At 69.2% G+C, this 11,166-nt stretch carries 10 protein-coding genes; 1 reads left to right on the top strand and 9 read right to left on the bottom strand.

Annotation, left to right across the window (positions count from 1 at the left end):
* Window positions 1-17: 17 nt before the first annotated feature.
* From ACWCO2_RS20590 to ACWCO2_RS20580, 3 genes are all read right to left on the bottom strand, one after another.
* Entirely contained in the window at window positions 18-1,322 is a 1,305-nt protein-coding gene (locus ACWCO2_RS20590) for a citrate synthase (protein WP_450129358.1), read from the bottom strand.
* A gap of 376 nt (window positions 1,323-1,698) precedes the next feature.
* Window positions 1,699-2,631: a carbohydrate kinase family protein gene (locus tag ACWCO2_RS20585; RefSeq protein ID WP_450129357.1), complete on the bottom strand. Its 933-nt coding sequence runs from the start codon at window positions 2,629-2,631 to the stop codon at window positions 1,699-1,701.
* On the bottom strand, window positions 2,628-3,239 hold the full coding sequence (locus tag ACWCO2_RS20580) for a TetR/AcrR family transcriptional regulator (protein WP_450129356.1): 612 nt from the start codon (window positions 3,237-3,239) through the stop codon (window positions 2,628-2,630). The genes ACWCO2_RS20585 and ACWCO2_RS20580 overlap by 4 nt, the downstream gene beginning before the upstream one ends.
* Before the next feature lie 141 nt (window positions 3,240-3,380).
* On the opposite strand from ACWCO2_RS20580, the gene ACWCO2_RS20575 reads away from it, so the two are divergent.
* Window positions 3,381-4,520, top strand: coding sequence for an acyl-CoA dehydrogenase family protein (locus ACWCO2_RS20575; protein ID WP_450129355.1), 1,140 nt, complete (start codon window positions 3,381-3,383; stop codon window positions 4,518-4,520).
* A gap of 74 nt (window positions 4,521-4,594) precedes the next feature.
* Here ACWCO2_RS20575 and ACWCO2_RS20570 read toward each other — a convergent pair whose 3' ends face one another.
* The 6 genes from ACWCO2_RS20570 to ACWCO2_RS20545 all read right to left on the bottom strand — a co-directional run bounded on the left by ACWCO2_RS20570 (window position 4,595) and on the right by ACWCO2_RS20545 (window position 11,124).
* A complete protein-coding gene (locus ACWCO2_RS20570) occupies window positions 4,595-5,515 on the bottom strand; it encodes an aldose 1-epimerase family protein (RefSeq protein WP_450129354.1) in 921 nt (306 codons plus the stop codon).
* Window positions 5,516-5,597: 82 nt separating this feature from the next.
* A complete protein-coding gene (locus ACWCO2_RS20565; RefSeq protein ID WP_450129353.1) occupies window positions 5,598-6,989 on the bottom strand; it encodes an APC family permease in 1,392 nt (463 codons plus the stop codon).
* Between the two features lie 115 nt (window positions 6,990-7,104).
* A complete protein-coding gene (locus ACWCO2_RS20560) occupies window positions 7,105-8,403 on the bottom strand; it encodes an MFS transporter (protein ID WP_450129352.1) in 1,299 nt (432 codons plus the stop codon).
* Between the two features lie 127 nt (window positions 8,404-8,530).
* Complete coding sequence (gene pdxH, locus ACWCO2_RS20555) at window positions 8,531-9,184, bottom strand: pyridoxamine 5'-phosphate oxidase (RefSeq protein WP_450129351.1); 654 nt, start codon at window positions 9,182-9,184, stop codon at window positions 8,531-8,533.
* A gap of 273 nt (window positions 9,185-9,457) precedes the next feature.
* The gene (locus ACWCO2_RS20550; protein WP_450129350.1) at window positions 9,458-10,360 is read right to left on the bottom strand and encodes an urea transporter; all 903 of its coding nucleotides are present in this window, start codon (window positions 10,358-10,360) and stop codon (window positions 9,458-9,460) included.
* Window positions 10,357-11,124: an urease accessory protein UreD gene (locus ACWCO2_RS20545; RefSeq protein WP_450129349.1), complete on the bottom strand. Its 768-nt coding sequence runs from the start codon at window positions 11,122-11,124 to the stop codon at window positions 10,357-10,359. The genes ACWCO2_RS20550 and ACWCO2_RS20545 overlap by 4 nt, the downstream gene beginning before the upstream one ends.
* Window positions 11,125-11,166: the final 42 nt, after the last annotated feature.

Genomic DNA, 11,166 nt, shown 5'->3' with positions numbered 1-11,166 from the left:
AGGATTCAGGTTTCGATTCAGCGCTCGTTGATCGACTTGTACGCGCGCTCCGGCGAGCCGGTGTAGACCTGGCGCGGACGGCTGATCTTGCGGGCCGGGTCCTCCAGCATCTCCCGCCAGTGCGCGATCCAGCCGGGCAGCCGGCCGAGCGCGAACAGGACGGTGAAGTACTTCGTCGGGAAGCCCATGGCCTTGTAGATCAGGCCGGTGTAGAAGTCGACGTTCGGGTAGAGCTTGCGCTCGACGAAGTAGTCGTCTGCGAGCGCCTTCTCCTCGAGCTTCATCGCGATGTCCAGCAGCGGGTCGTTCGCACCCAGCTTGCTGAGCACCTCGTCGGCGGTCTTCTTGATGATCGCCGCGCGCGGGTCGTAGTTCTTGTAGACCCGGTGGCCGAAGCCCATCAGCCGGACGCCCGGCTCCTTGTTCTTCACGCGGTTGACGAACGAGTCGACGTCGCCGCCGTTGGCGTGGATGCCCTCGAGCATCTCCAGCACCGCGCTGTTCGCGCCACCGTGCAGCGGGCCGAACAGGGCGTTGATGCCCGCGGAAACGCTGGCGAACAGGTTGGTCTCGGCCGATCCGACCATCCGCACGGTCGACGTGGAGCAGTTCTGCTCGTGGTCGGCGTGCAGGATGAACAGCAGGTCCAGGGCGCGGGCCAACGTGGGGTCGACCGCGTAGGGCTCGGCGGGGAAGCCGAAGGTCATCCGGAGGAAGTTCTCCACCAGGCCCAGTGAGTTGTCCGGGTACAGGAAGGGCTGGCCGACCGACTTCTTGTAGGCGTAGGCCGCGATGGTGGGCAGCTTGGCCAGCAGTCGGACGGTGGACAGCTCCACCTGGTCCTTGTCGAAGGGGTTGAGGCTGTCCTGGTAGAAGGTGGACAGCGCGGAAACCGCGGAGGACAGCACCGGCATTGGGTGCGCGTCGCGCGGGAAGCCGTCGAAGAACTGCTTGAGGTCTTCGTGCAGCAGGGTGTGCCGCTGGATCCGGGAGGCGAACTCGTCGTGCTGCTGCTGGGTGGGCAGCTCGCCGTAGATCAGCAGGTAGCTGACCTCGATGAAGTTCGACTTGGCCGCAAGCTCCTCGATCGGGTAGCCGCGGTAGCGGAGGATGCCGGCGTCACCGTCGATGTAGGTGATGTCGGACTCGCAGGCCGCCGTGTTGACGAAGCCCGGGTCCAACGTCACCAAACCGGTCTTGGCCAACAACTTGCCGAGGTCCACGCCAGGCGCACCCTCGGTCGGCTGCGTCACCTGCATCTCGTGCTCGCCGGCGTCATAGCGCAGCGCGACGGTACGTTTGGCGGTCACGTCGTCGGGCATTCGGGAACCTCTCGCGCTCGTCGGGGTGAGTGTGGTGACGACCGCGGGTGCCCGGCCGACCGGCTGAGCTACGTTGTCGCCCGCGCGCGGCCCGGGGTGTCCGAACCGCCGCAGCACCACCCCGTTGGGGTCCTGTCAGTAGCCACGCTAGACCGCAGTGGGCCCCCCGCGCAGCAATCGCGTTTCGCCTTTTTGGCAGGTGGGACCACGATCACATCACATCGGGCGGCTTCCGCCAGAGATTTTTCGACGCTACGGAACCGTATGCGCCGGTCATAGTGACCAATCGGGCCATCCGGACGGCGCAACATCGATTGCACCAACCGGACGGCGGGAGGTTGGACTCACAGGGTGTCGTCGAGCACGTCCGCCCAGTTCAGTCGGCGTGCAGCTCCTCGGACCACGGCGGTTCGGCACCCGGACGCGAGACGGTGACCGCTGCAGCGGCCGCGGCGAACCGCAGCGCGCGCTCCCACTGGGTCCCGTCGAGCCCGCGCACGGCCTCCGCCGAAAGCGCTTCGTTGCGGTGCAACCACGCCAGCAGCGCGGCCTGCACGGTGTCGCCGGCGCCAATGGTGTCGGCGACTTCGACTTTCTCCCCCGGAACGGTGAACTCGCCGTCGGCAGTCACCGCGGTCAGCCCGTCCGCACCGCGGGTCAGCACCACCGCGGCCGGCCCCTGGCGCTGCCACTCGCGAGCCGTGGCGAGCACGTCCCCGCCGTCGGCGAGCCATTCGGCGTCGTCGTCGGAAACCTTCAGCAGCCCCACCGACGGCAGCCAGGAGCGGAACCGGGCGCGGTAGGCGTCGGCATCGGCGATCAGATCGGCGCGGATGTTCGGGTCCAGCGCGATGAACCGGCCGCGCTCGGCTTCCCGGAACAGCACCCGCTCGTACACCGAGGCGCCGGGTTCCAGCACCATCCCGAGGGTGCCGAGGCAGAGCGCGGTGGCGCGTTCGGGCAGCTCCTGGTCGGTGACGAACCGGGTCGCGGTGCCCTCGGTGTGGAAGCTGTAGCGCGCCGAACCGTCCTCGGCCAGCCCCACGACGGCGAGCGTCGTCGGCTCCGGGCCGCGCTGCACCAGCTCGACATCCACATTGGATGCCCGCAGTCGCTCGAACAGCTTGTCCCCGAACTGGTCGGTGGACACCCGGGCGTAGAACGCGGCCGGGACGCCGAGCCGCCCGAGGGCGATGGCCACGTTGTACGGCCCGCCGCCCAGCAGCGGGTGCAGCGGCCCGAGCTCGCCCTCCCCTGTGGCAGGGTCCGGGACGAGGTCGACCAGGGCCTCACCGCCGATGACGATCACTTCTGTCCTCCTCGTGCTTCTTCAGCCGGGGCCAGCCCGCCGAGCAGGAACTGCGAGAGCGCGTCGAACGCGGCCGCGTCCGAAAGCCCGGTGCGCTCGCCGATCTCGCCGCGCTGGATGCCCGCGATGGCGTGCCCGACCATTTCGCCGACGAACCCGGCGTGCACCTCGCGGAACACCCCTTGCCGCACGCCCTCGCCGATGAAGGCGCGAATGCGGTCGGTGGCGGCGTGCGCGTTCGCCTCGTAGGTGGCGCGGGTGGAGAGGTTCGCGGCCATGTCGTCGATGAACTCCCGGGACGCCGGACGCAGCGCTTCGGCCGCGGCGTCCAGGTAGACCCGGACCTTCTCCCGCACGTCCTGGACCGCCTCGACCCGCTGCTCGACGCACTGCGTGGCGCACTTGAAGTAGTGCGCGACCACTCGAACCGCGAGCTGCTCCTTGCTGCTGGCCAGCGTGTACAGCGTCGATTTCGAGCAGTGCAGCCGAGCCACCAGGTCGTCCAGCGTGAAGTGTGCGAACCCTTCCGCGAGGAACAGATCGCGCAGCTGGTCCAGCAGCTCGGCCCGGCGCGCGTTCACCGGTCGGCGGCTTTGGGAGGTGGTCATCGCTGGAAGCCTGCCACAGCACTGTCGGAGGACTTCGCGGGTTCTCCCCGCGAACACTTCCACAGTACTGGAGTTCGCCCTACAGTACTGACATCAGTACTACCGGCAGCTGTCACCCCGGCACCAGGAGCGCGAACCGCCATGCCCGTCCAACGCCTGCTTCCCACCTCCGAAGCCACCGATCTGCTCGCGCTGACCAGGGAGATCGCCCGCGATGAGCTCGCCGAGCGGGCCGCCGGCGACGAGGCAGCGGAGAAGTTCCCGCGCGACGCCTTCCGCCTGCTCGGCGAGTCCGGTTTCCTCGGGCTGCCCTACGCCGAGGAGCACGGCGGCGGGGCCCAGCCGTACGAGGTCTACCTCCAGGTGCTGGAGGAGCTCAGCAGCGCGTGGATGACCGTCGGCGTCGGCCTGTCGGTGCACACCATGAGCTGCTTCCCACTAGCACACTTCGGCACCGACGAGCAGCGCTCCCGCTGGCTGCCGGACATGCTCGGCGGCGACCTGCTCGGCGGGTACGCGCTGTCCGAACCGCACGCGGGCTCCGACGCGGCGTCGCTGAGCACGCGAGCCGTGCGCCAGGACGACGAGTACGGGGTCACCGGCGCCAAGGCGTGGATCACGCACGGCGGCGTCGCGGACTTCTACACGCTCATGGCCCGGACCTCCGACAACGGACCGCGCGGCATCAGCTGCTTCCTGGTCAGCGGTTCGACCGCGGGACTCTCGGCGGGCCCGCCGGAGCACAAGATGGGCCTGACCGGGTCGCCCACCACGCCGCTGTACTTCGAGGACGCGCGAGTGCCCGCGGAGCGGCTCGTCGGCGAGGAGGGCGACGGGCTGAAGATCGCGCTGTCCGCGCTGGACTCCGGCCGGCTCGGCATCGCCGCCTGCGCGGTCGGGCTGGCGCAGGCCGCCCTGGACCTGGCGGTGGACTACGCCAAGCAGCGCAACCAGTTCGGGCGGCCGATCATCGAGTTCCAGGGCCTGGAGTTCCTGCTGGCCGACATGGCCGCCGCGGTGCAGTCGGCGCGCGCGAGCTACCTCGACGGAGCGCGCCGCCGCGACGCCGGGATGCCCTTCGGCCAGCAGGCCTCGGTGGCGAAGCTGGTGGCCACCGACGCTGCGATGAAGGTGACCACCGACGCGGTCCAGGTCCTCGGCGGCGCGGGCTACACCCGCGATTTCCCGGCGGAGCGCTACATGCGCGAGGCCAAGGTCCTGCAGATCTTCGAGGGCACCAACCAGATCCAACGCATGCTCATCGCCCGCGGCCTGAAGTGAGAAACCCGTGAGCACTTCGGGCTGCTACAGCCACCCGAAGTGCTCACGGGTGTTCACCAAGCCGAACAGCCCGGTCAGAGCGGGGTCAGGCCCCAGTGGGCGATCCAGGTCTCGCCGGGTTGGAGGGTGAGCAGGTCGGTGCCGGTGTTGAGGGCGTTCGGCGGGCAGGTCATCGGTTCGATCGCGACCGCCCGGCCGCGTCCGGGGAAGTCGTCCGGCGTGTAGACCTGCACCCACTTGAACACCGGATCCGCCCACAGCTGGACGCCACGACCGTCCGGACCGGTCAGGGAGTGCCGGACGAACTCGTCGCCCGGCACCGGGGCCGCTCCACCGAAAGCGGTGTCCAGCAGCAGCCCGGCCAGCGGACGTCCGGTGCGGAAATCGAGCTCGTCGCCCTGCAGCTCGCGAGGCGGGCGCACCGGAACCATCCGTTCAGCGTCCACCGGCAGCAAGCTCGACGCGGACAGCCGCAGTGCGCAGTCGTCCGTCGCGACGTTGCCCGCGCGCGGGTACGGGTGCACGCCGACTCCGAAGGGCGTCGCGCGCGAACCCAGGTTCTCCATCGTGTGCGTGACGGTGAGCCCGTCCGGGCCGACGGAGTAGCCGACCGAGGTCAGCAGCGGCACCGGCCATCCCGGCTGCGCCGCCACCATCGCCTGCAGGACCACAGTGGACTCGGCGTGCTCAACGACGCTCCACGCGGTGTGCCGCAGCAGGCCGTGGATCGCGTTGTGCCGCGCGGGTTCGCTCAGCGCGAGCTGCTGCGGTTCCCCGTCGAGCACCCACTGCCCGTCGGCCACGCGATTCGGCCAGGGCACCAGCACCGCGCCGGCGCCGCCCGGCGGCAGCTGGTCCGGCCCGTAGGTCTCGACGTGGGGCACTCCGTCGATGTCGAAGGCGCGCAATCCCGCCCCGACCTCGGTGACCACGGCGCGCATCGGACCGGAAGCGATCTCGAACTGCCGCCCGGTCGCGGGAACGGGTTCATTCACCTGGCCACCCTAATAAAAGTGGGCCTCCCCGACCGCTCGAACGGTCCGGGAGGCCCACCGAAGTGCTTCAGCGGCTATCGAATCACTTGCCCAGCTTCTCGGCGTCGAACTCCCGGCGGCCGTGGACCAGGTAGTTGAGGCCCCAGAAGATCACGCCGAGGCCGAGCAGGATCCCGACGATCCCGTACTCCACCAGCGGCCGACCGGTCAGCGGGCTGGCGAAGAACGCGCAGGTGATCGCACCGGCCACCGGAACCCAGGTGGGCGCCTTGAAGTGCTTGTGCTCGACCTTGTCCTTGCGCAGCACCAGGCAGGCCACGTTGACGATGGTGAACACCATCAGCAGCAGCAGCGAGGTGGTGCCGCCGAGGTTCTCGATCTTCAGCGAGCTGACCAGCACGATGGCGAGGGCGCTGGTGAACAGGATCGACACCCACGGCGTCTGCCGCGCCTGGTGCACCAGGCCGAACTGCTTCGGGATGATGCCCTCGTTCGACATGCCGTAGAGCAGCCGGCTGGCCATCATCATGTTGATCAGCGCGGTGTTGCTCAGCGCGAACAGCGCGATGAAGGCGAACACGATCGGCGGGAACCACGGCGCGGCGACCTGCACGACCAGCAGCAGCGGGCCGGTGGATTCGCTGAGGATGTCGGTGGGGATCAGGACCGTGGTGATCAGCGCGATGACCAGGTAGATGCCCGCGGTGATGGCCATGCCCAGCAGCACCGCGCGCGGGAAGGTCTTGGCCGGGTCCTCGGTCTCCTCGGCCATGTTCACGGTGTCCTCGAAGCCGATCATCGCGAAGAACGCGAGCGCCGTCGCCGAGGTGACCGCGGTCAGCGGCGTGGTGTCGGTGTTGAACTGCAGCAGCCGGCTCGGGTCCGGGGTGAACGTCGGGTCGCTGACGCCCGTGAAGATCGCGTAGCCACCGGTGATGATCACGATCGCCAGGCCCGCCATCACCGCGATGGTGAGCAGCAGGTTCAGCTTGGCCGACTCCCCTACACCGCGGAAGTTGACCGCCGCGATGAGCAAGATGAAGCCGATCGCCACCAGCCACGACGGGGCGCCCGGGACGATCTCCTGGAGGTACTCACCGCTGAACGCCTGCGCTCCGGAAGAGGCCGAGGTGATCCCGGAGCACATGACGGCGAAGGCGACCATGAAGGTTAAGAAGTTCACGCCGAACGCCTTGTGGATGTACAGCGGCGCGCCACCGGCCTTCGGGTACTTGCCCACCAGCTCCAGGTAGCTGAACGCGGTCAGGAAGGCGACCACGAAGGCGACCACGAACGGGACCCACAGCGCCCCACCCACCTTGCCGGCGATCTTCCCGGTCAGGGCGTAGATCGTGGTGCCGATGATGTCGCCGACCACGAAGAAGAGCAGCAGTTTGGGGCCCATCGCCTTCTTCAGGCCTGGGCCTTGCGCACCGCCGGGCGCGCCGTCGTTCACGGTCGTCTCGTTGGCCATAGCTGGAAAGTGTGCAACGTCGCTGATCGGCTCCGCTGCCCGCCCCTGGTCGAATCGCACTGCGACGAATGGATCAGACGTGGCGAAATGCACAATCGCGCCGCTCGGAGCGGAATCATCCCTCGTCAGAGGCCGGTGCCCGGTAGCGCCAGAACGCGGGCAGCAAGGCCGCGGAGATCACCGCGCCGACGATCACGAGCACGCCGCCGACGACGATCGCTGTGGACGTCCCCAGCGCCGCACCCGACAAACCGTGCACGGTGTCGGCCAATCTCGGTCCACCGGCGACCACGACCGTGAACACGCCCTGGATGCGTCCTCGCATCTCGTCGGTCGCCGCCGCCTGCATGATCGAACCGCGGTAGACCATGCTCACCAGGTCGGCCCCGCCACCGATCGCCATGAAGAGCACTGCCAGCCAGAGCGAATCCGCCAGGCCGAAGCCGATCACCGCGAAGCCCCAGGCGATCACGCCGACTGTGACGCCCACGCCGTGTCGACTGAATCGGTGCAGCCAACCGGAGAACACGCCGCAGAGGAACGCGCCCAGCGGGATCGCGGCGAACAGCCAGCCCAGCGCGGCCCCGCCCCCGGGCGGATCGCCGAAGGTCCGCTCGGCCATCTCCGGGAACAGCGCGCGCGGCATGCCGAACACCATCGCGACGATGTCGAGCAAGAACGACGCCAGCAGCACGGAGTGCAGCGCCAGGTACCGGAAACCGTCCAGCACGGCCCGCAGCCCGGCCTTCTTCGGCGCACCTTCCTGCGGCGGCAGCGGCGGCAACCGGAACACCGCCCACAGCGCCGCGCACAGCGCCACCGCGTCGACCAGGTACAGCGTCTGGAGCCCGGCCAGCGGCAGCAGCACGCCCGCCAGCAACGGCCCAGCGATCGAACCGAGCTGGAACACGGTGGCGCCCAGCGCCTGCGCGGACGGCAGCAGGTGCACGGGGATCAGCCGGGCGATGGCGGCGCCGCGGGCGGGCATGTTGATCGCGAAGAACGTCTGCTGTGCGGCGAAGAGCACCAGCACCAGCCACACCGAGCGGATGCCCGAGGCGGCGACCAGCCACAGCAAGACCGAGGTGATCGCCAAGCCGCTGTTGGTGACCAGCAGCAGACGGCGGCGGTCGACCGTGTCGGCGATCGCGCCGCCCCACAGGCCGAACACCAGCAGCGGCACCAGGCCGAAGAGCCCGGCGATGCCGACGTAGGCGGAGGAGCCGGTGATGTCGTAGAGCTGCTTGGGCACCGCGACTGCGGCGAACTGCGCGCCGACGGCAGTGACGATGTTGGACAGCCACAATCGGCGGTAGGCCGGGTACTTCAGCGGCCTGGTGTCGAGGAAGACCTTGCCCAGCAGGGACTTGATCGATCGGCGATCGGCTGTCTCAGTTCCGCTCCTGGTCTGCACGAAAGCGGAAGCCTAGCCGTTAGCACGGCTAACAGCACCCGGATTATCGCCCCGTGTGACCCGCGTCAACGAAAAGCGAAAACGCCCAGCCCCCGCGAGGGCTGGGCGTCGGTTCCGCCGGTGACGGTCACGGAGCGAGGCGCTCGACCGTCCAGTTGGTGTCGGAGCGGCGGAAGCGGAGGCGGTCGTGGAGCCGGTCCGGGCGGCCCTGCCAGAACTCCACCACGTCCGGGCGGATCCGCCAGCCACCCCAGTGCGGCGGCACCGGGACCTTCTCCGCGTCGGCGAAGCGGCGCTCGATGCCGTTCAGCGACGACTTCAGCGCGTCGCGGCTGGCGACGACCCGCGACTGCGGCGACGCCCAAGCACCGAGCTGCGAGCCGCGCGGACGCACGCCCCAGTACTCAGCGGTCTCGGCGGCTTCAACCTTCTCCACCGTGCCGCGCACGTTGACCTGGCGCTGCAGGCCCAGCCACGGGAACGTCGCCGCGGCTACTCGCGTGGACTTCAGGTCGTGGCTCTTGGCCGAGGTGTAGTTGGTGAAGAACACCACGCCCCGCTCGTCGAAGCCCTTGCACAGCACCGTGCGCGAGGACGGGATGCCCTCGGCGTTGGCGGTGGCCAGCACCATCGCGTTCGGCTCGACCAGCTCGGCCTGCATGGCCTCGTCGAACCACAGCTGGAGCTGCTCGTACCAGGTCGCGGCGAGCGAGGACTCGTCCAGCGCTCCGGCCTCGTAGGACACCCGCATCGACGGCAATGCGACGTTGGCCTCCGACATCCCTTTTCCTCCCTGACTCGCCCGGCAGCGGCACGACTCGAACTTCTCCGGCTGCGCAGCCGGACGGTACGGGTTGGACCGGCTGACGCGACAGGACCAGGTGGCGCCAACCACGTATGACGGTAAACGCGATCGGAACGGACGCCGAATCGACGGTGTTTCACGATCGATTCCGCAACCGATGCAGTGATCGTTCTTACACCCGATCGGACTGAAGAAAACCACTCTCTACAGCGAAAACGCCCGAATGAGGCAAAGTTCCGCCACCGCGAGCTACGGCTGCACGGATTCAGTGCTGCGCAGCCGGTGCAGATCTGCGACCCACATCGCCAGGACGAACGCGGACGTCGTCGGCACCAGTCCCAGGAACTCGATCCCGCCTTGCAGCAGCACCACCCCCGGCACTGCGATCAGGCAGGACCGCCAGGTGCGCCCGGTGGTCAGCAGACCCACGACGACCAGCGCGGCGTTGAAGCCGTACACCCCGTCGCTGACGTCCAGCGGCGTTTCCGGCAGCAGCTCGACCGCCACGAGCGCCACCGCCGCGCCGCAGAACGCCCCGACGGCCAGCCGGAACCGCACGATCGCCAGACCGATCAGCACGGCCAGCCCCGGCAGCCAGCCGTTCGACAGGAAGACCTCAGCCTCCGCGCTGAACAGGCTCAGGTAGTCGCCGTCCAGCCCGAGGATCGGCGGCTCGGCGCCGGACGCGGCCTCGGTCCAGCCGAAGTGGTGTCCGGTGTAGACGATCAGCCAGTAGGTGAGCACGAACGGGGCGGTGCGGGCAGGAACCGCGAGGAGAAAGTCCGCGACGCGCGCCAGCACCGTCGCGACGACCGCCCCCGCGATTCCGACCAGCAACGCCATGCCGAGCGGCTGGAAAGACGCCACCGTCCCCAGCACCACCAGCGTGGAGTTGAAGCCGAACAGGCCTTGGGATATTCGCTCCCGCGGCACGCGCAGCGCGGTCGCGGTGAGCCCCCCGACCGCGCTGCCGACCAGCCCGGCGAGCGCGAACTCCGGTCCGGCCAGCGCGAGCGCGATCAGGAAAACGATCCCGGCCGGCACGCTCTCCTGCAGGTACACCTGCGAGACGCCCGTGGGCACGGCGCGCAGCAACTCCAGCGCGCCGTGCCGCACCGAAGGCGGCTTCTTCGCTGCAGCGGTGTCGTTCACCAGCTCTGTACCTCTAGTTCCTTCGCATCCGGGTGGTGCGAAACGGCTTCGGCGAGCCGCCGCTCGGCGATCACGGCGTCGTCGCCCACAGCGGTGGCCATCGCCCCGCCCGCGGCCAGCGGCGCCAGCGACCACCAGTCACCGCTGCTCGGCTCGACCGGATCGTGTTCCCACACAACGGTTTCCGTCGCCAGCACCCGAGCACCGGCCAAGTAACCAGCGCTCGCGGTCAGCCGCTCGTCACCGATGTCCAGCCGCTGCCGCAACAGCGGAGTGCTGCCGCGCATCACGTGCGTCGTGGTGGTCAACCGACCGGACCGCTCGCCGTACCGGCCGAGCACCAGCGTTTCCCGGCAACGCGCCCGCGCGCCCTCGCCGAGGGAGATGGTCATCTCCGCCTGATGATCGGCCCGCGAGCTGATCACGGTCGCCTCGGGCAGGTACTCGACCGTCCCGCCGTCGGCGACCTCGATGTGCACGGTGGACCGGCTGTGCCCAGCGTGCTGCCCCGGCAGCGCCACGGTCGCGGCGGTGCCGCGCAGCAGCAGCCGAGCGCCGGGGCCGACGTGGACACGCAGGTCGACGACGTCGCCGCCGACCGGGGTGGCGGCCGAGCCGACGAGGTGCACGACTGCGGTGCCGTCGGCGCTGGTGGTGGCGGCCCGGCGGGGCACCATCGTCATCGGGGACTGCGACCGCATCTCCCTGACGATGCTACGCCCGCCGTGCCCGAGCTCAACGCTCAGCAGCGCACTAGCGCGCACGCCGCACCACCTTCCGTCTGCCACAGTTTCAATTGAAACTGT

The sequence above is a fragment of the Saccharopolyspora sp. NPDC002376 genome, assembly GCF_053593195.1.
Note: the sequence above shows the minus strand (reverse complement) of the source record. Positions and strands in the feature narration are given on the sequence as shown.

Bases quoted from the DNA above. Each gene is read 5' to 3' on its own strand.
- ACWCO2_RS20590 (WP_450129358.1), bottom strand. From the start codon at position 1,322: ATGCCCGACGACGTGACCGCCAAACGTACCGTCGCGCTGCGCTATGAC.
- ACWCO2_RS20580 (WP_450129356.1), bottom strand. From the start codon at position 3,239: ATGACCACCTCCCAAAGCCGCCGACCGGTGAACGCGCGCCGGGCCGAG.
- ACWCO2_RS20575 (WP_450129355.1), top strand. From the start codon at position 3,381: ATGCCCGTCCAACGCCTGCTTCCCACCTCCGAAGCCACCGATCTGCTC.
- ACWCO2_RS20565 (WP_450129353.1), bottom strand. From the start codon at position 6,989: ATGGCCAACGAGACGACCGTGAACGACGGCGCGCCCGGCGGTGCGCAA.
- pdxH (WP_450129351.1), bottom strand. From the start codon at position 9,184: ATGTCGGAGGCCAACGTCGCATTGCCGTCGATGCGGGTGTCCTACGAG.